Here is a 19,132-nt window from a genome sequence, read left to right on the forward strand (position 1 = left end):
AAGGGTTACTGAAAAAAACAAGAACCCGACACTTCCTTTTTCACCACTTCCCCTGTACTTTGTACATTATACATGGTTCATGGTACAGTAGCACTACTTTTTACCAAAAAATGACAAACATCATAAAATCACTTGATTATGATTATTATTTTTTAAGTTAGAAAGGCCCAATTTTGATGTACCAAACAATAATCAAGTGAGATATCTAAAATTTCCGGACAACGAATTTTTCAAAGAGGCAGGAGAGTTGTCCCGCTTTACTGCACGCTTTTTTAGGGAATTATCCAAGCCCAAACAGGAATATGAAGAATTTATCCATCAATGTTTTTGGATTGGATATAAGACATTGATGCTTGTAGGTGTCACTGCATTCATCATGGGACTGGTAATGACCATCCAATCCAGGCCAACATTGGTGGAGTTTGGGGCAGAGTCACTTCTGCCTTCCATGGTTTCGATTTCTTTGATCAGGGAGATCTCTCCAGTCATTACTGCCCTGATATGTGCAGGAAAAATCGGGTCCGGATTAGGGGCGGAATTGGGTTCTATGAAAGTCACCGAACAAATCGATGCCATGGAAGTATCAGGGACAAATCCCTTCAAATATCTGGTAGTTTCAAGGGTGATGGCTGCTACATTGATGGTGCCCATATTATCCAGTCTAGCAAATGCCATTTCTTTATATGGAGCTTATTTAGGGGTCAATATCAGAGGACATGTGAGTTGGCATCTGTATTGGTTTCAGGTATTTGATGCATTGTCATTCGGAGATATCATTCCCTCTTTGATCAAGACTTTCTTCTTTGGATTTGCAATAGGTATAGTGGGATGTTACAAGGGATTTAGTTCCCAAAAAGGTACAGAAGGAGTTGGCAGATCGGCAACCACGGCTGTTATAGTGGCTTCATTGATGGTGTTTATCCTTGACCTTATCGCGGTTCAGGTGACGGATATTTTGGGATTGACTTAGATAAAAGATGGAAATATTGTCCAAACACCCGGTAATTGAAGTGAAAAATGTCAATAAATCATTTGGGGACAATCATGTGCTCAAAGATTTTAGCATGTCAGTTTATTCCGGAGAAAATCTGGTGATCCTTGGAAAATCCGGATCGGGAAAATCTGTCCTGATCAAATGCATTATCAGTTTGATTCAGGCAGATAAAGGAAAAATATTGGTTTTGGACAGCCCTATTCAAGATTTGGAACAGGACGAACTCGATCATTTAAGGGCGGACATTGGATTTCTATTTCAGAGTAATGCCCTTTATGATTCGATGATGGTTCGTGAAAATCTCGAGTTTCCACTTCGTATCCATTGGACTAAAGAAGAGCGTGCCTTAGGTGCGGAAGATGCGGTAAAGGAGGCTTTGGAAGATGTCGGTCTATTACATACAATAAACATGATGCCCTCAGAACTGTCAGGTGGTATGAAAAAAAGGGTTGCGCTGGCAAGATCGTTGATTTTAAGACCAAAAGTCATCCTTTATGACGAACCGACAACCGGTTTGGATCCGATTACTTCGAGAGAAATCAGTGAGTTAATGGTGAGTGTGCAGAAGAAATATAATGCCACTTCGGTGATCATTTCACATGATCTTAATTGCATCAGAATCGCTTCAACTCGTGTCATTATGCTGATAAATGGCACTTGTTACGCCGAGGGCACCTATGAAGAGCTTAGTAAATCGACAGACCCTAACATCAAAAAGTTTTTTGAATAATTATGAAAAAGAAAAGAACAATAGAGAATTCAAAACTTGGAGGTCTAGTGATCGCAGGAATATTGTTTCTGGTATTTACCCTGTATATGATTGGAAAGAATCAGAATATGTTTGGAGCATCCATCACCATTACGGCAGAAGTGGAAAATGTCAGTGGACTCGTACCTGGGAACAATGTACGTTTTAAGGGTTTGAATGTAGGCACTGTTAAGTCTGTTGAAATGGCCAATGACTCTTCAATACATGTCGTAATGTATATTCAAAAAAATATGGTTCCATTCATCAAGAAAAATGCACTTACTGCTATTGGCACAGATGGATTGATGGGTAGCAAACTCATTCAGATCATACCACAAGCTGGATTTGCCGAAAATGTTGAAGAAGGAGATGTGATTTATTCCACGACTCCCGTAAGCACAGATGCGATGATGGAAAGACTTGGTTCAAGCAGCGAATATTTTGAAAAAACAACTGAGAATCTTTATGAAATCACCTCAAAGTTGAATAAAAGCGAAAGTCTGTGGGTATTGCTTTCGGACTCATTGTTGACCGGAGATATCAAGGGTGCAGTTGGTGAATTGAAGCTTGCAGCAAGAAGAGCCTCAGAAATGGCCACGGCGGGAAATCAGTTGATGGTCAATTTGAAAGATGGAGAGGGTTTGGTGCAAAAACTTTTTACGGATTCGGTAATGGCTGATGATTTCACGATGTCTCTTGAAAAAATAAAAGAATCAAGCAATCAGGCCACCAAGATCATCGGAGATGTTGAAACCCTGATCGGAAATCTGAAAGCAGGTGAGGGCACGGCGGGATTGATTCTTAAGGACAGTATTTTTAGAGAAGCACTCATGAACAGTATGTTGAACCTGGAAATGAGTACTGAGAGGTTTAATGAGAATATGGAAGCTATGAGGAGCAATTTTTTGTTCAGAAGACACTTCAGAAGACAGGAAAGACAAAACCAGAAACAAATGGAAGAGGCGGAAAAAGGGGATAAATGAACTGTTTTTATCCTAAGTGATAACTTTTATCCCATAATCTGAACCCACCCAAATACGCATTGTTGTTGGTACCTAACCTGCAGCCTTCAGGAATCTCTGTCAGTAATTTCGATTTTCCGCCACCCAATACGATATCGTCCGGTAAAAATGCATTCTTAAATCTTCCCACCACTGAAAGTACATGCAGTTGCCATTTCTCTGGGCCCAACCTTTCCAGTCCCCTCAGGCCCAGATAATCTTCAAAAGTTCCTTTGCGATAAGACAAGTGGGCAAGCTCCATGGGAACTACGGTGCCCTCAGCTACTAGTGCTGAACCCAAGCCTGTACCCAATCCCAAAAACAACATGGTATCTCCCTGATAAGAACCCAAGGCCTGCATGGCAGCGTCATTGATCAATTTGACGGGTTTACCAAAAGCCTTTTCAAAATCAAAACCCGACCAGCCATCTCCCAGGTTTTTTGGTTCAACAACAACTTTGTATTTTTTGATGACTCCCGGAAAACCAATTGAAATCACTTCATATTCCCAATCTTTCGTGGCCTCAATTGCTAAAGAAACCATCATTTCCGGAGTCATATAGTTGCCTGATGGGATTTTTCTTCTTTCTGCGTCGTTATTAACTTTTACTTTGATGTTGGTGCCTCCGATGTCTATGGTAAGTATTTTCAAGATTTCTGTTGGTTTGAGTATTCGGTATTGATATTATTGACCATGCAAAAAAACGAAATTTAATTGAGGTTGGATAGAAAAATTATCAAAAGATGGCAGAAGGGATATTTTTGGAACGATTGAATCATTGGAAGATCACTCCAGTAGACGAAAGGGTTCTAGGACCAAAAGGTCTGAGTATGGATGGAGGGGAGGATGAAAAATTATTGAGGAGAGAGCGAAAAGTTGATTTTGCAGGAGAGGACCTTGATATCCCCGGCCGTGGGTTGGATAATGCGCAGGAGCGAAGAGGACCCTGTAACCAACCGATATAATTACATCTAGATTGTAAAAATTGGTTGGTTTGGTAGAAAAATCGGAAATCCCGATTTTTCTCATGGAGGATTCCTGCACCAGTTCACCTTCTATATAGATATTCTGGATATGCTCATTGATGGTTGACTTTCCTTTTTGGAAAAGCTCGGCCATTTGTTCGATGGTTAGCCATACCGTTTCATTTTCCAAACGGGTTTGGATTTTGGTTTTGCCATCTTCTGTTTGATATATAAGCATATGAGAATTACTTTCCATTATGCTCCCTTTTTGTATAATTCCTGTCCCAATTCCTTAACTGCTTCCAAGTATTTGGCTTTGCTGCCAAATTGCTTGATGATTTCCAACGGGGAACCGTAATCCGTCAAGGGTTTCACTTTTTATCAGAGAGATTATCTTTTTCAGATTTGCTGTAGACGTAAGCTTAAATGTTTATCATATATGATTTTATACATAAGATATCAATCTAATTTTCAATCATCTTTATCAAGATCTTTTAAAAAATCTTCCAATGAAATTGTTTTTTGACTGATTTCTTCAGGTGATAAACTTTTAATTTCTTCAACCATATTTTTGATTTTTGAAAACTCTTCTTGAATTTCTTTTTCGTCAAAGGCAATAAATGTCATTTCATACAAACAATGTGAAATAATCTCCAACTCATTAAACTCTTTCAGTGTCAACTCACTGATTTTCATACCAATCCATTTATCCCAAGATGTGAACTCCAAAGCAACTGAGTTTGTATTTTCGTCTTTTAACTCATGGTCAATTCCATAAACATTCCCAAGGCCTAGCTCTTGGGTTTCTTCATCTATTTCTTGTTCAATTACGATTTCGATGGCTGATTTTTGGGGCGCCATTTCTTGAAGCAAGGAAAACACTTTCCTGTATTCATCAATGCTTTCTGCTTGGTCAGGATATAAATCCAATAGAGTAAGTTCAATACTCAACCAATTATTTGTCTTGATTATTTCTCCCAATTTCATTGTATTATGAATATATGTCAAAAATTTTTAATGATCTAATAATGGGGCAAATTAAGAAAATGCCCAATTTATTAGACACACCTCGCTCATGCCTTCCGGTGATATTTTCGGTACAGCTAACGACCTACAGCCCATAAGAAGCAAGTTGTTTAGGTTAGGTTTAACCCCCCATTTATTTAAAAATCCTTGAAATAAAAAAACCACATTTTAGCATTATTTGGCAAAAAAGTATTCTTTCATTTATAAGAAATCAACTTCCTAGTCCCTTTGGCATACAGAATTCCAAACCCCATGCTTATCAGGGAACTTACAAACATAAAAACCATTTTTTCCCTCAATTCATTTAAATATGGATCGTCAATAAGCATGACAAGGGGTATTCCAAGCAAACCTCTCAGCAAAAATATGGACGATATGATGATCAGAATAGGCTCCATTAAAGGAAGCTTTGCAACCTCGCCTGCACCGGAGAAGGCATATAGTGCCCAGATTCCTAAAATCAATGCTATCATTAATGTGATCATAACAGGCAATGCCAAGCCCGCCTCGGCCTGCTGGGCCATTCCTTCTCCTGCACCGAAGAACCTGTACCATTCAGGTCCTCCAATCACAATTCCAATATGAATAATTGCTATCAGGGCAGTCAATATTCCTGCCCAATAAAGTTGCCTGTTGTTCATATAAGATGAAATATGCTTAGTCATGCCATGACTTTGGGTAAGCTTAGGATTAGTCATGCCATGACTCGAAGTCATGGCATGACTTCAACCAACTACTTTTTAACAATCGGCAAACTAACACTACTCGGATACCTTCTCGAATGATGGATAGAATTGGTTGCTACTACTCCTTCCGATTCGTCATAATTGTTGCCTCCTGTATTCAGATTTCTATCAAATCGGGGGAAGTTGGAGGAGGATATTTCAATCCTGATTTTATGGCCTTTTTCGAAGTAATTGGAGGTTGACATGGGCGTCATGTTGACTTCATAGACTTTTCCGCTTTCCATAAATACCTCTTTTTCATACCCTTCCCTATACCTTACCCTTTGGATGGTTTCATCCAAGTTGTAGGCTGTACCGTTAGGATATACATCAATCAACTTGATGGTAAGGTCGGTGTCCTTGACATCAGAGGATAGATACAGCATGGCCTCAATAAATCCACTTACCTCAACCCCTTCTGTCAATGTCTCTGTAGTATATACAAGGATATCCTCTCTCAGTTCCATCTCCTGTTGGTCAAATGCACCTCCCTGAACAGCATTGCCTGTACAGCAAACATTGCCACCATAAGAAGTCACAGGATCCATAGGGTCGTATTGGAAAGTATCGGGATTATCCCTGTTTGGTCTTGTAGTGCCCAGTTTACCATCACCCAATCTGGAATTGGCATTGCCCTTACTGTCCAGGAAGTAAGTGACCATTTGGGCTTCCTTTGGTGGCCATGTATCTGAATATTGCCATTTATTGGCACCCATGGTAAAATAAGTGACCTTTGGCATTTCCTCTGTCACATTGTTGGCTTCACCCTTGAGCCAATAGTCAAACCAAGCATAGGTCATGTCATTATAAGGCAATCTTGCATCCCCCATGCTTCGTTCACCAACGATGGTATTTTCCGTAGCCCGGGTAAATGAACAGTGTAGGGTAGGGGCGATGACCAAAAACTGATTGTCCCTGATTTTGGGATCTTTGGCATTAGCTCTGATATGATTGTACATAGCCAAATTGGGACTGGAAGCCACATCATACCAAGACACAAACCAAAAAGCAGGTTTCTCAAAATCCATATCATCATGGAAAAGTCCTCCTTCATACCATTTTGGATCATTTGGCTTGCGGGTAATCATTTCCTCATAGATTCCCTTTGGGCCATCAACATTCCGGATAATATCCTGAACCGGTAAATGGCTCAGGGCCTCCTTCCAATCTACTCTTGGATATCTTGGGGCCATATCATAAAATTTCTGTAATCTCAATAAATCTTCCTGTACAATTCCTTCAGGAAGTTTTGGAGCCATGGGATCATGTTGGGTCCCATAAAGCCATGCCGTAAACAGCATCTGTCCGGCACCGCCCCTGTAGAAATTACCCTGTTCATAATAATTACCGATTCTTCCGACCCCTGCGCCATATCCCTGCGGAATCAAAGCTATATGAGCCGGGTGGTTTAGGGCGGCTACGGCCATTTGCCATTCAGCGGTTGATGAACAGCCGATTGTCCCGATTTTACCATTGCTCCAAGGACGGTCGGCCATCCATGAAAATGCATCATAGCCGTCAGTCAATGGTGTGCCCAAAATATCCCATTCTCCTTCTGAAAAGAACCTTCCCCGCTCGTTTTGCACGACATAGGCATAACCTTTTTGGACGGCTTCCAATGCGCTTTGCATGGTCCTGGTCACCAATTCTCCATCACGATAGGAATTAAAGTTGTATGGCGTCCTTGAAAATATAACGGGAACGGGACCGTCAATTTTTGGTCTATAGATATCAGTGGCCAATCTGACCCCATCTCTCATGGGTATCATGACCTTTTGATCGACAATGGCTATTTCCTTGAGTTGTTCAAGAATATTCTTTTCCTGTGCCAAACTATGGCCTGAAATAATCAGGAAAAATAGAAATCCAATGGTTTTTAAAGCTTTCATGAAGGGTAAAATTTATTGAACCCTAGTTTAGTTATTATTCTTCAAAAAAGCTTAAAATTTTTATTCAGATGGGTAAAAAGTGTTATCTGTAACCTAGCTTATTCAATTTTTTATTTAAACAAAAAGTGTCAATTCTATTTAGAATTGAAGTTGAAGGTGTTCTTGAGTTTTTGACCAATAGGTTCCCTTTTTTGTCTTTTTTTGGCCCTGGCCTTTTTCCTGCGTTTCCTATCCTGCTCTTTACTTTTGACCAAAACCATTCTTGCTGAAATCCCCACCTGCCCTCTGACAAATTCCTCTCTACCTGACAGATTAAAGTTCGGTTTATAATCCAAAGAAATGACCGTATTGGCAACTGTGAGCTCTATGCCGGCGATAAAATCGACTCCTGATGTGGAATTTCCATAAGTATGGAGAATTTGCTTGGTCTCTTTATCTTTTACAAAACTTTCTTCCCAACCTGTGGACACTCCTGCACCATAGTAGTAATTGAATCTTTTGGAAATAATCGGCCTGTGGACCTCAACCAACAAATGGGCTGTGCTATTTTTATTAAAATCAGATTGTAATATCCCTTCAAGTGTAATGTGCTTAAACACCCTTTGCTGAGCAGAAAGTCCAAAAGTTCTACTGAAGTCATTGTTTCCCATTCTGATACCTACAGCAGATCCGTAACGTTGAGCCTCAACTTTGTAGGACAGAGAAATAAGAAAAAGCAGGAAAATTAGGGTGTATTTTTTTTTCATTGTAGAATTGAAAACAAATGAAAGTCTTTTCTACCAAAAATTGTTCCAAAATGAGTTTTTTCAAAGATTACCAATCCTCTTCTAGGTTTTCATTATCAACGACTTCATTGGACGAGAGGATAGTTGCAAATATATCCTGACTTATGTAAGGGACAAAAACAGCATTGGAAAACAACTGTTCATTGACTTCTAACAAATTCTCATGGGTAGCAGTGGCAATGTGTTTGGGAATCTTGTAAAGTCTATTGTCTTTCTTTTCAAAAGGCGTTTTGGATTTGCTTTCAAATAAAAATGGCAACAATATTTTGGAGCTGTTGATGGCAATCAAATCAATCCTGGATTCTTCAAAATAGGTTATAAGCCTCGAATTGATTTTTTCAAAAAAGTCCAAAGTCTCCTGAAGGCGAACCCTGGAACCTGCCCTGGATTTTCCTTTAGTTTTGAGGTATTTGACCTGACTTTTGCCTTGTTTCTTTCTTACCATATAGGCCCGGAAAACTTTGTGGTCCACCAATTCTGTGTTTTCAAAGAATGCCACAGAAGCAATTCCTGATTTGATCAATAAAATAATGTGATTGATGAATTCCAATTTTATCAAGCTATTTTCATCTGGTAAATAATTCAAATCTATTGATAATCTTATGATCAAAATCTTGTTATGATTTGAATCATAGAAGGTTATTGTCTTTTTTTTATGGTCATAACTGGTGATAAATTGATTTTTTCCACAGAAAATCATAAGATATTTCAATTGATCAAAATTTAATTTTCTCCAACCCATAAATAAATTTTACTTATTTGATTAAAATGGCTTAATTTTTGTAATTTACATACAGAAAAATACCAATAAGGAATTCTCCTCTATATTTAATATAATTTTAAATTTTATCCTATCAAAAAAATTCAAAGAGAAAACGTAAATAATACTTATTAAGTCAACATAATAAGTATGCAATTTCTGAATAACAATTGGTTTAGTTAGTACTGTTAATCAGATAATAAAAAAAAATAATATTTATTGAAAGGTTGAAAATAATTATAAAAAATGTTCGTAATATCAAAACATAAATTGGAATAGTGCATGAAAATCAAGGAAATGATATTGCTCCATCAAAATTTTTTAACTGATTTTGGCTTCAATTTAGAACCCAAAAAACTACTATATTCCAAATCATTCATTCAAGGAAAGCAGATAATATTTTTTCACCATACCCATTTCAATGATTCAACTTATTTTGAATATCATTTAGGAGTAAGGTTTGATCAGGTAGAATCCATCATTCATAAATTTCTTCCTACATTGGGAGATTACAAAGATCGAAGTATAACATTGGTAAATACCATGGATAGCATTGATACCAACATGCCAAGAAGGTACTTTCTGGAGAATGATCTTGAAGCCAATCCTGTCATCCAAAAGGTGGAAGACTTTATGGTCAAATCAGGTTTCCCTTGGATGGACAATTTTTCCAATGGGAAAAAACTTGAAAAATTCTTTAATGAAGACCCGGATAAAAACATTTTGACTCAAAATTTCACTTACAGATCTTCCAGAGGTATTACTTTGGCCAAATTGTACAATCCATCAACTTACAAGGAAGTGCGAGATACTTACCTTGCCAAGATGGAAGAGATGCAGGTAACACCTTTTACAGTGGCTTGCTTTCTTAATTTGTTGGATTATTTGGATAATCTTTAATCTTTATTAAAAAGTTTATTGGCTGATTGCCTGCTGTGATTTCATTAGCTTATTGTTATTATATTTTATCAACCAGTTTTTGAATTGGTTAGGAATGAGTTTTGAGAAGATAAAATAAATATTTACGATTTTTCCAGGAATAATCACATCTTTTCCCTTGAGTGTTTTTTCTATGGTATAAGCCGCCACCTCTTCAGGGTACAAAACCGAAATTAACTGAAGTAGATTACACCTGTTGTTGATCATGGACATTTTTATATTGGTATTGATGCCACCTGGACAAAGAACTGTTACCTGTATGTTTTTTTCCTTCAATTCAATGGAGAGACTTTTGGAAAAATAAAATATAAATGATTTTGTGGCTCCATAAACCTGCTTGTATGGCCCTTCAAAATGGATTATCAAACTGCTAACATTAAGGATATAAGATTGGGGGTGATTTGACAAAATATTTACCATTCCGTGGGTTATCAGTGTCAAAGCCTTGATATTCAACTGTATCATCCTGTTGAATACAGAAAAATCCTCATTTCCAAATTGGTAATTTCCACCCACCCCGGCGTTATTGATCAGAAAGGAAATCGGATATTCTTTTAACTTCACATATTCTATCAGGTAATGACAACTTTCATCATCTGTGAGATCTATTTCCATATAATCGACAAAAACATCAAAATTCTGATCGAGGAATATTTTCAATTCCGGGAGTCCTGTAGATGGCAGAGCTACCAATAATATGTCCATGCCTTTATTGGCACACTCAAAAGCCAAGGATTTCCCAAGTCCTTCACTCGCCCCGGTAATCAATGCAAAATGTTTCATAATGATTATTTTTTCATCAAAAATTGAATAGTAGTTTGTATGGCTTCTTCAAATGGTGTAATCCTATATCCTAAGTTATCGATTGCTTTTCCAGAGCTAAATGCTGCATTCTGATTGATTCTCTTTACAAAATCAGGAGTGATTTTAGGGCTCCTACCAAAATTATTGCCCATATATAATTCCAGCCAAGACCAGTATTTTAAAGGCCAAATAGGGAATTTCAACATGATACCTCGCTGTGGGGTAAGGTCCTGAATCGTTTGGAAAAGCTCTCCAAGGGATTTGTTTTCCCCACCTAAGATATATTTCTGTCCAATTTGACCTTTCTCCATCGCTTTGTTATGTCCTTCAACTATGTCATCAATAAAACCGTAATTCCCCATTGCATGGTGAGTCGTAGGCATAATGGCAACCCTTTTTTTGAGATATCCTGCAATTAAGCGGTTGATTCCCGAGCTGGGAGAGTCTATGCCAGGGCCAAAAATACGTGATGGATTCACTATCAAACCTGGAAACCCAGCCAAAACTTCTTTGAGTAGTTCCTGCTCTGCCAGATACTTGGATATTTCATAATCATTGTTGAAACTCGCCCATCTTGGTGTGTTTTCATCATTAGGGCTTTTAAGAGAGGGTCCGATTGTCCCGGTACTACTTGTCAAAATAAATTTTTGGACCTTAGCTTCTTTAGAAGCCCGAATTAGATTTTTGGTACCATCCACATTGACTGTATAGAAATCTTCCCGATTTTTTGTCCATACTCTTGCCAAAGCTGCCATGTGAAAAACATAACAACAATCTCCCAAAGCTTCTTTGATGCTTTCCAATTCAAGAATATCTCCATAGAAAATCTGGATATTGGGATGTTTTAGGTGTACTGCAGCCTTTTTATTTCGGATCAAAACATGAACATGTTCGCCGGATTCTGCCAGCCTCCATGCCAGTCTTTGTCCCAAATAGCCCGATGCACCCGTAATAAATGTTTTCATGAAATGTCAAATTGGATTGAAAAGTCTCAAAGTCTCATCTAATTTATATTATTCTCTTATTAACCAAAAATCAATGTAACATGATTTAAACCTTTTTTGAATGAAATTAACCTTATTTATGGGTAAAAAGAAAGATTTTTGCGGGATGTACTTAAATATTCTAAGCTAATTTTAAAAATAGTATTATTCGATAAAATTCTTTCCTTGATTTGTATTAATCACAAAAGGAATCATACCTTCCTTTTCACTCCTTTTACAGCCTCGGCTTTTAATGGATCTTCCGGCCAAAAGTGTTTTGGATATCTTCTTTTCAGATCTTTTTTTACTTCATAATAAGTATTGTTCCAAAAACTTCTCAAATCGGAAGTGACCTGAACAGGTTTGTAACCTGGAGATAACAATTGTAATAATAGAGGAGTTCGATTATTGTTGATTTTTGGAGTTTCGAGCCAACCAAAAACTTCCTGAAGTCTAACTGCCAATATGGGAACCTCTCCATCAGTTCGGTATTCCAATTGAACCATACTACCACTTGGCACTGGTATTTTTTGAGGAGCAAGCTCATTGACTTTCTCTTGCTGTTCAAAATCCAAAAAATGAAAGAGTATTTCCTTTAGGCCGAGTTTCCATAAATCTTCTTCTCTCTTGACTTCATCGAGGTAAGGGGATAGCCAAAGCCCCACTTTATTGATCAAGAATTCCTTACTGAAATCCGGCCAATTTTCTTCTGGATTCCAGGCTTTCAATGAAATTATTCTATTCATCAGCTGTATTACTTCTTGATTGAAATTCAGTAAACCTGCATCTTCATTTACGGCAGACAGGATGGCTTCTTTTTTTTCCACCAAAGAGACATCCTTTAAAGGAACGGACTTGAGGACGATGGAGCCTATACAGATGTTTTTCACTGCCTTTAATTCCCCATCTTTTTTGTCCCATTTCACAACTTTTCTTTCTTTGATCATCGGGAGGAGGTCTTTGGGGTCCAAAGGAGATGCCATGAAAATTTTACCCATTCCATCTCTGGCATCAACATGCGAAATAGCAATCCATGATTCGTTTGCAAGGTCATCCCTGTGGCCCATCATGGCTATTTTTCCATTGGCCAATTGAAACTGGGCATTGTTCCCTGGTCTAGCACTTGCTATTCGCTCAGGATAGGCATAAGCTATTAAAAGGCCGGTTTCAAAAGAATCCACAGTAGTATTTTCTTCATTTACATTCAGCATCTTGCGGTATTGTTTGCCGACTTTTTCTATTTTATTAAATCCCTTGAAAAAGAGATTCTCCTTCCTTGCCCTTCTTAATCCTTCAATCCTCAAATTGATGTCAACACCTGACTCAGGATCCATTGGGTCTCTTTCTTCCAATAATGCAGCGATATCGGTAGCCAAAGCAGATTTTCCCAATTCTTCAGCGATGATCAGCATGTGTGCAATCCTTGGATGGGCAGGAATCTGATGTACTTTTTTTCCGTGAGCTGTAATCTTCCCCGCTTCCAATACATTGATTTCCTCTAACAATTCAGTTGCTTGGGCAACAGTCCCCTGCGGGGGAGGGGTGAGCCAGGTAAGTTCTTGAATATTTTCGATACCCCATTTTGCCATATCCAAAACCAAAAATGCCAAATCAGCTTCCAGAATTTCAGGAGTTCGGTACTCCTGCAATTGGGAATGGGTAAAGGAAGACCACATTCGGTAACAGTGTCCTGGTCCCAATCTCCCAGCTCTTCCAGCACGCTGATCTGCAGAATCTTTAGAGATCCGGATAGTCTCCAATCTTGACAAGCCCGATCGGGGATTGAATTTGGAAGTCCTTCCAAATCCCGAATCCACTACTACAGAGACCCCTTCTATGGTAAGGCTTGTTTCGGCGATGGAGGTAGCCAAGACAACCTTTCTTTTTCCTTTTTTATTGGGGAAAATAGCCTGATGCTGGGCTTGGGGATTGAGTTGCCCGTATAGTGGATGGATAGCAAATTCGGGTAAATTTTTTCTTAAAATAGCTTCTGTTCTTTTTATTTCCCCCTGACCGGGAAGGAAGACCAAAATATCCCCGGAATTTTCTTTAGAAGCATTGATGACAGTATTCGATACCATTTCGTGCATTAGGGATGGATCAAAATCACCTGAATAATGAAATTCAACAGGAAACATTTTCCCATCACTTCTCAAGGCCGGGGCTTTTAATAGGGCTTGCAGTTGGGGCATATCCAAGGTTGCTGACATTACCAAAATCCGAAGGTCAGGTCTTAGAATCTGCTGAACTTCCCTGCAAAGTGCCATAGCCACATCCGCATGTATATTCCTTTCATGGAATTCATCAAAAATCACCAATCCCACATCCTCGAGGGCATTGTCATTGAGGAGCATCCTTGTAAGAATTCCTTCCGTCAGAACTTCCAGTTTGGTAAGTTCGGAAACCTGGCTTTCAAACCTGATTCTATACCCGATAGTTTCTCCGGTTTTTTCACCCAAAAGATCGGCCATTCGCCAGGCAATGGTTTTTGCAGCCAATCTTCTTGGCTCGAGCATCAAGATTTTTTTACCCTGCAAATACGGCTCATTTAGTAATGTGAGCGGCAAAAGTGTGCTTTTTCCCGCCCCGGGCGGAGCATTTACAATGAGTGTATTGGAAGTGTTCAGTTTTTCCTTGACATCACTGATAATGTCAAGAATGGGGAGTTTGATGGAGAATGGATTGAAATTCAAGTGCCGGTAAGTTAAAATAAAAAACCACTGATTCTTTTTACATTTATAAGAATCAGTGGTCAGATGTTATTCAGTTAATAAGTTATTCGATTTTCGCAAAACCTTTATAGTATTCCCACCTCATTTCAATCCGGTCATTTTTCACCTCATAGACCAGCCTTTCCTCCATTTTGTCACCAAAGTTGGATGGAACGTTGACCCTGAGCGCATCCTGACTTTCGTCATAGGAATAAGCACCCCATTGTTTGGAAACTTTATTGAAAATCAAAGTGGACTCACCTTCATTTGGAATGATGAAAAGGGAATATTTACCGGCGGGTAAGGTTTTACCCTGTACTTTGATGTCCTTTGAAGTTTCAAAAGTGGTTGCATCATTAGCACCTGCTCTCCAAACCTGACCAACAGGTACCAAATCACCCCAAATAACCCGGCCCTTTACAGCAGGGCTGCTGTAGTTGATGGTGATTTTGGCACCGCTGATGGTACCTTCGGCAGTTCTGGCAGGACTTGGTTTTTCATCCTGGGCAATAGCCAAAGCAGCTATCAAAGCAAAGGTCATTGTCATGATACTGAACTTTGCAAAAATTGATTTTTTCATGGTTTATTGATTTTTTGTTTGATTTGATAAACTCAAAATAAAAGGATTGGTTGTCAAATAAAATGTTAAATCTTCACCCAGGCCTGTTTTCTGTGACTTTCGATGATCCTTTCACAGATAAGCAATTCTCTCAATCCATCTTCAAATGTAGGAAATGATGGTTTTTCAGGTTGTTTACCTTCTCTGACCGCAGCATACACTTCTTTGAACATCTGTTTGGAAGTATCAGGAAAACCCTCGTTGTGGCCTCCTGGAAAACTGATCAAACGAGCAGCTTCTAAAGAAAAAAGAGAGGGATCTTTCATCAGATGTTGATTGGCCGTTTCTCTTTTTCCGACCCACATTTCATTTGGCCTTTCAGAACACCATTCAAAATTTGCCTTAGACCCTGCGATTTCAATATTCAGCCGGTTTTTCCTACCGGCATTGACTTGACTTACTGTTACCGAACCTTTATTGCCATTGTCAAAACGCAACATCACTGTAGCATGATCTTCGGTATTGATGGGCACTTCGGCATAATCAGATTCCTGAAGCATTTTACCTGAGTAGGTTTCAATTGCTTTTAGAGGCTTCAACCTTGTTTTGTGAACGGTTGAAAAATCTGCCATTACCTCAGTTACTTTTAATCCTGTGACATATTCGGTCAAATCCAACAAATGGGAACCGATATCAGCAATTGCTCTGGAATCGCCGGATTTATCAGGTTCCAATCTCCAATTATAATCTGTTTTCAGAAAAAGCCAATCCTGAAGGTATGAACCCATGATACTGTATATCTCTCCCAATTCTCCTGATTCCCGCATGGTTTTCATTTGTCGTACCATTGGATAATAGCGAAGGTTGAAGTGAACAGCATTTACCAGTCCTTTTTCTTTGGCCAAAGTGACGAGTTCTTCCGCCTCTTCAATTTTTGTTGCCAGTGGTTTTTCGCAAACTACATGTTTCCCGGCCAACAAGACTGCTTTAGATTGCGAAAAGTGTAGAAAATTTGGAGTACAGATATGCACGATATCAATTTCTGATTTCTGAAGCATTTCCTCAAAAGTGTAGGCATTAGGGATACCCAAAAGGTCGGCCTTTTCTCTGGCCAAATCGATATTTACTTCACATAGGGCGGTGACCTCAATATTTGGAAGTCTTCTTAATGCTTCAAGATGTGCAGGTCCTATAAAGCCGGTTCCTACTATGGCTGCATTGATTTTTTGGTTCATTGGTTTTTTGGATTGAAATGTTGATTAAATATAATTGCAAGATTCGGAATATAAAAAATACCACAATCAAAAACGACTATTGTAACTAATAAAAAGAAAAAAGGCCACTGTATTGCTACAGTAGGCCCTTCCACCAATTATGATTAAAAAATTGGTTTCTTTAAAGACTCATTAAAGTCTTAAAATATATTATTTAAACTATCTTAAAATACTAGGATTAAAAAAGCGATTAAACCGGAAAACACACCTAAAATTTTTAAACTTACAGCCATATAGCTCTTGAGCTCATGTGTTTTGGCAATTTTTTCGCTTTCAAATAATACTTCTCCGGTTGGAGTTCTGTGATAGAATTCATAGATGTCAGTTTCAAACTGTGTCTTGTGAGAAAGTACAAGAAAAAAAGCAGAAAGACAGATGCAGATCATCAAAATGTGATTTTTGCCAAGTCCAATAGTTTGTAATGAACTGGATATACCATCAAAAGGAATCGGAAGGAAATGCGCTAAGGCATATTCATTTTTTTCTGAGGGTATAATTACCTCGTTAACACTGGCATTCCTTTTCTTAAAAACTCCTATTTCGGATCCATTAACGAATGAATATTTGGCTGGAAATGGGGCCAATGTTTGGGCAGTTAAATTTTGAATCTGAAATAGTACAAATACAACTAATGCTAAAGCGAATATCCTTTTGATTAAATTTTTCATGCTTTTATTGATCTTAGGGGTGACTAAATTCAATGTATTTGGGTGAATAACTGATTGAAAATAAGGCATAAATAATATTAATTCAAAATTTTTTATAAAAAAAAACTTATACTACAAAATATAATGTATGAAACATTTTTTACTGCCTGCAAAATTCATTTCTAATAATGTCCTTAGGTGGATATCAATGAATATATGACTATAACATTTAGGTAATATATAATATTTGATAATACATTTCTTCCATTATATAATATACAATTTCGCAAGACTACGGGTAATCAGTCAGTTCATCATATAAAAAATAACTGCATTTAATGTATTAACAATTTTTTATATTAAATTATAGCTGATTTCTGAAATTATATGATCGATAAATTTGAAATTATAGATTTTAAAGCGAAGGATGGGTTTCCTCTAAATCTTTGGCATTACAAACCCGAAACACCTCCTACCAAAGGACCTGTATTATTGGTACATGGTGCCGGGGTTCGGGCTAATATTTTTAATGCACCCACAGAGAAAAATATTATCCAAGTCCTGGCAGAAGATGGTTATGATGTCTGGCTGGAAAACTGGAGAGCCAGCATTGATCTGGAACCCAATGAATGGGACTTGGATATTGTTGCCAGAAATGACCATCCTGCTGCAGTTCAAAAGATCGTAGAAGTGACCGGATATAATGAATTCAAAGCCATCATCCATTGTCAGGGCAGTACCAGTTTTATGATTTCTGTTCAATTGGGATTGGTTCCTGAAGTAAAGACCATTATCAGCAATGCTGTTTCTTTTCATCCGGTTGTTCCAAAGTTTTCGATTTTTAAGTTAAAGTTTTTGGTTCCCATTGTCAATGCAATGTTTGACTACCTCAATCCTCAATGGGGTTTGGAAGCGCCCAATTTCAAAACCAAAATGCTCAGAAAACTGGTTAAGGTTACCCATCCTGAAAAAGATACTATGGTAGGTAAGTTTGTGAGTTTTACCTATGGTTCAGGATTTCCTGCCCTTTGGCTGCTCAAAAACCTTAATAAGGAAACCATGGAGTGGATCCAACATGAATTTGCAGATGTTCCTTTATCCTTTTTCAGACATATTAGGACCTGTATCAGTAAAGGTGTCTTGGTTCCAAAAAATAGTAGCAATGGCCAATCATATGCTCCTGATGATTTTAAACCCAATGCAAGAATTGTACTGTTCAGTGGGGTAAAAAACCTATGTTTTCTACCGGATAGTCAAAAAAATACTTTCGAGTACCTAGAGAGGCTGGACCCTGGCGTCCACCGGTTGTATCTATTGGAAGAGTATAGCCATTTGGATGTGTTTTTTGGCAAAAATTCCCATATAGATGTATTTCCCCTAATGGTTGATGAATTAAACAAGCCCTAAGATGAACAAATTATGCCTCCTAAAAGGATCAAACAATACGAGGGAAGATATGCCCTTGTAGATGGGATACCCTACCAAATGCCTGTGAGTGCCCGTAATTCCCCTGCGATAATGGCCGGCTTCACCTGTAACTGGGAAAAAGCCAACGCTTTGTTGCCAGGAAATGAAATCCATGCCATGAAGTTGCCAAATGGAAAAGCGGCCCTATTGATTACAGTAATCGACTATGTAGATACAAGTATCGGTAAATACATAGAATACAGTATTGCTATAGGTTGTACAAAAGGCCCAAAACCAGCTCCTCGTATCCTCAACTCCATGATGCTCAAAAAGTATGGCACAGGACAATATATACTTGACTTGCCCGTAAGCTCGGAAGTATCGGTAAAAGGGGGCAAAGGGATTTGGGGTATGCCCAAGCATATCGCAAACCTGGATTTCAAGATTACTGATAATTCTGTTAGCAGCCAATATGAAAAAGATGGCCGGTTTGTTTTTAGAATTGAAATTGACAGACCAAAAAGTCCTTCCATCAGATTGAAGGTCGGTGCAACCAATTATTGCAGGTTCAGAAACATGCTGATGGCTTCTTATATCTATTTTGACACCAAAGCAGGCATAAATCTATTCGGCAAGGCAAAAGCTAACCTTTATATAGGTGATCATCCCAATGTTTCTTTCCTAAGAGAAATTGAAATCAATCCAGATCCATTTTTCACAGTATTTATGCCCAAAACAATGGGAATCCTGGATGACCATTTTGAAAGTTGGTTTATGACCTATGATGAACCTCCAAAGGAAATGCCTGAAGGTCTGGAAAGTATCATAGACCTTGGGCATGGAGAAGAATGGCTACCCAACCCCTCCATAACTGATTACGAAAAATACAAAATCAGATAAACCCTACATCTTAA

The 19,132-nt window shown here is 38.3% G+C and carries 19 protein-coding genes; 6 read left to right on the forward strand and 13 right to left on the reverse strand.

Annotated elements, in window-relative coordinates:
* Nucleotides 1-196 precede the first annotated feature (196 nt).
* Genes ACEW8O_RS02805 through ACEW8O_RS02815 form a run of 3 tightly spaced genes read left to right on the forward strand, consistent with a single transcriptional unit; the run spans nt 197 to nt 2,725 of the window.
* Nucleotides 197-970 carry an MlaE family ABC transporter permease gene (locus tag ACEW8O_RS02805; protein ID WP_373493103.1) on the forward strand — a complete coding sequence of 258 codons (774 nt, stop codon included), beginning with the start codon at nt 197-199 and terminating at the stop codon, nt 968-970.
* Nucleotides 971-977: 7 nt separating this feature from the next.
* A complete protein-coding gene (locus ACEW8O_RS02810) occupies nt 978-1,724 on the forward strand; it encodes an ABC transporter ATP-binding protein (RefSeq protein ID WP_373493104.1) in 747 nt (248 codons plus the stop codon).
* A gap of 2 nt (nt 1,725-1,726) precedes the next feature.
* A complete protein-coding gene (locus tag ACEW8O_RS02815) occupies nt 1,727-2,725 on the forward strand; it encodes an MlaD family protein (RefSeq protein WP_373493105.1) in 999 nt (332 codons plus the stop codon).
* Nucleotides 2,726-2,732: 7 nt separating this feature from the next.
* Here the strand turns inward: ACEW8O_RS02815 and ACEW8O_RS02820 are convergent, their stop codons facing one another.
* From ACEW8O_RS02820 to ACEW8O_RS02850, 7 genes are all read right to left on the reverse strand, one after another.
* On the reverse strand, nt 2,733-3,395 hold the full coding sequence (locus ACEW8O_RS02820; RefSeq protein WP_373493106.1) for an ROK family protein: 663 nt from the start codon (nt 3,393-3,395) through the stop codon (nt 2,733-2,735).
* 135 nt (nt 3,396-3,530) lie between these two features.
* Complete coding sequence (locus ACEW8O_RS02825) at nt 3,531-3,965, reverse strand: hypothetical protein (protein WP_373493107.1); 435 nt, start codon at nt 3,963-3,965, stop codon at nt 3,531-3,533.
* Between the two features lie 215 nt (nt 3,966-4,180).
* Entirely contained in the window at nt 4,181-4,696 is a 516-nt protein-coding gene (locus ACEW8O_RS02830) for a DUF6557 family protein (RefSeq protein WP_373493108.1), read from the reverse strand.
* A gap of 236 nt (nt 4,697-4,932) precedes the next feature.
* On the reverse strand, nt 4,933-5,433 hold the full coding sequence (locus ACEW8O_RS02835; RefSeq protein ID WP_373493109.1) for a hypothetical protein: 501 nt from the start codon (nt 5,431-5,433) through the stop codon (nt 4,933-4,935).
* A gap of 35 nt (nt 5,434-5,468) precedes the next feature.
* Nucleotides 5,469-7,349, reverse strand: coding sequence for a CocE/NonD family hydrolase (locus ACEW8O_RS02840; RefSeq protein ID WP_373493110.1), 1,881 nt, complete (start codon nt 7,347-7,349; stop codon nt 5,469-5,471).
* Nucleotides 7,350-7,483: 134 nt separating this feature from the next.
* Nucleotides 7,484-8,095 carry a hypothetical protein gene (locus tag ACEW8O_RS02845; RefSeq protein ID WP_373493111.1) on the reverse strand — a complete coding sequence of 204 codons (612 nt, stop codon included), beginning with the start codon at nt 8,093-8,095 and terminating at the stop codon, nt 7,484-7,486.
* Nucleotides 8,096-8,162: 67 nt separating this feature from the next.
* Nucleotides 8,163-8,720, reverse strand: coding sequence for a hypothetical protein (locus ACEW8O_RS02850; protein ID WP_373493112.1), 558 nt, complete (start codon nt 8,718-8,720; stop codon nt 8,163-8,165).
* A gap of 456 nt (nt 8,721-9,176) precedes the next feature.
* On the opposite strand from ACEW8O_RS02850, the gene ACEW8O_RS02855 reads away from it, so the two are divergent.
* On the forward strand, nt 9,177-9,794 hold the full coding sequence (locus ACEW8O_RS02855) for a hypothetical protein (protein WP_373493113.1): 618 nt from the start codon (nt 9,177-9,179) through the stop codon (nt 9,792-9,794).
* 15 nt (nt 9,795-9,809) lie between these two features.
* On the opposite strand, the gene ACEW8O_RS02860 is transcribed toward ACEW8O_RS02855, so the two are convergent.
* From ACEW8O_RS02860 to ACEW8O_RS02885, 6 genes are all read right to left on the reverse strand, one after another.
* Nucleotides 9,810-10,616 carry an SDR family NAD(P)-dependent oxidoreductase gene (locus ACEW8O_RS02860; protein WP_373493114.1) on the reverse strand — a complete coding sequence of 269 codons (807 nt, stop codon included), beginning with the start codon at nt 10,614-10,616 and terminating at the stop codon, nt 9,810-9,812.
* 5 nt (nt 10,617-10,621) lie between these two features.
* A complete protein-coding gene (locus ACEW8O_RS02865) occupies nt 10,622-11,602 on the reverse strand; it encodes an NAD-dependent epimerase/dehydratase family protein (protein ID WP_373493115.1) in 981 nt (326 codons plus the stop codon).
* Nucleotides 11,603-11,832: 230 nt separating this feature from the next.
* On the reverse strand, nt 11,833-14,313 hold the full coding sequence (hrpB, locus tag ACEW8O_RS02870) for an ATP-dependent helicase HrpB (protein ID WP_373493116.1): 2,481 nt from the start codon (nt 14,311-14,313) through the stop codon (nt 11,833-11,835).
* Nucleotides 14,314-14,395: 82 nt separating this feature from the next.
* Entirely contained in the window at nt 14,396-14,911 is a 516-nt protein-coding gene (locus ACEW8O_RS02875; RefSeq protein WP_373493117.1) for a DUF2911 domain-containing protein, read from the reverse strand.
* A gap of 65 nt (nt 14,912-14,976) precedes the next feature.
* Nucleotides 14,977-16,125, reverse strand: coding sequence for a Gfo/Idh/MocA family protein (locus tag ACEW8O_RS02880; protein ID WP_373493118.1), 1,149 nt, complete (start codon nt 16,123-16,125; stop codon nt 14,977-14,979).
* 203 nt (nt 16,126-16,328) lie between these two features.
* Nucleotides 16,329-16,832 carry a hypothetical protein gene (locus tag ACEW8O_RS02885; protein ID WP_373493119.1) on the reverse strand — a complete coding sequence of 168 codons (504 nt, stop codon included), beginning with the start codon at nt 16,830-16,832 and terminating at the stop codon, nt 16,329-16,331.
* A 366-nt stretch (nt 16,833-17,198) separates the two neighbouring features.
* Between ACEW8O_RS02885 and ACEW8O_RS02890 the strand changes: the two genes are divergently transcribed.
* Together ACEW8O_RS02890 and ACEW8O_RS02895 are read left to right on the forward strand one after the other, a co-directional pair.
* Nucleotides 17,199-18,218, forward strand: coding sequence for an alpha/beta hydrolase (locus ACEW8O_RS02890; RefSeq protein WP_373493120.1), 1,020 nt, complete (start codon nt 17,199-17,201; stop codon nt 18,216-18,218).
* A gap of 12 nt (nt 18,219-18,230) precedes the next feature.
* Complete coding sequence (locus ACEW8O_RS02895; protein ID WP_373493121.1) at nt 18,231-19,118, forward strand: acetoacetate decarboxylase family protein; 888 nt, start codon at nt 18,231-18,233, stop codon at nt 19,116-19,118.
* Nucleotides 19,119-19,132: the final 14 nt, after the last annotated feature.

This window comes from Aquiflexum sp., from assembly GCF_041749095.1.
In the GTDB taxonomy this organism is placed as follows: Bacteria; Bacteroidota; Bacteroidia; order Cytophagales; family Cyclobacteriaceae; genus Aquiflexum.

Coding starts and splice junctions, on each gene's coding strand:
- ACEW8O_RS02810 (WP_373493104.1), top strand. CDS start 978: ATGGAAATATTGTCCAAACACCCGGTAATTGAAGTGAAAAATGTCAAT.
- ACEW8O_RS02815 (WP_373493105.1), top strand. CDS start 1,727: ATGAAAAAGAAAAGAACAATAGAGAATTCAAAACTTGGAGGTCTAGTG.
- ACEW8O_RS02825 (WP_373493107.1), bottom strand. CDS start 3,965: ATGGAAAGTAATTCTCATATGCTTATATATCAAACAGAAGATGGCAAA.
- ACEW8O_RS02830 (WP_373493108.1), bottom strand. CDS start 4,696: ATGAAATTGGGAGAAATAATCAAGACAAATAATTGGTTGAGTATTGAA.
- ACEW8O_RS02835 (WP_373493109.1), bottom strand. CDS start 5,433: ATGACTAATCCTAAGCTTACCCAAAGTCATGGCATGACTAAGCATATT.
- ACEW8O_RS02840 (WP_373493110.1), bottom strand. CDS start 7,349: ATGAAAGCTTTAAAAACCATTGGATTTCTATTTTTCCTGATTATTTCA.
- ACEW8O_RS02845 (WP_373493111.1), bottom strand. CDS start 8,095: ATGAAAAAAAAATACACCCTAATTTTCCTGCTTTTTCTTATTTCTCTG.
- ACEW8O_RS02855 (WP_373493113.1), top strand. CDS start 9,177: ATGAAAATCAAGGAAATGATATTGCTCCATCAAAATTTTTTAACTGAT.
- ACEW8O_RS02860 (WP_373493114.1), bottom strand. CDS start 10,616: ATGAAACATTTTGCATTGATTACCGGGGCGAGTGAAGGACTTGGGAAA.
- ACEW8O_RS02865 (WP_373493115.1), bottom strand. CDS start 11,602: ATGAAAACATTTATTACGGGTGCATCGGGCTATTTGGGACAAAGACTG.
- ACEW8O_RS02875 (WP_373493117.1), bottom strand. CDS start 14,911: ATGAAAAAATCAATTTTTGCAAAGTTCAGTATCATGACAATGACCTTT.
- ACEW8O_RS02880 (WP_373493118.1), bottom strand. CDS start 16,125: ATGAACCAAAAAATCAATGCAGCCATAGTAGGAACCGGCTTTATAGGA.
- ACEW8O_RS02885 (WP_373493119.1), bottom strand. CDS start 16,832: ATGAAAAATTTAATCAAAAGGATATTCGCTTTAGCATTAGTTGTATTT.
- ACEW8O_RS02890 (WP_373493120.1), top strand. CDS start 17,199: ATGATCGATAAATTTGAAATTATAGATTTTAAAGCGAAGGATGGGTTT.
- ACEW8O_RS02895 (WP_373493121.1), top strand. CDS start 18,231: ATGCCTCCTAAAAGGATCAAACAATACGAGGGAAGATATGCCCTTGTA.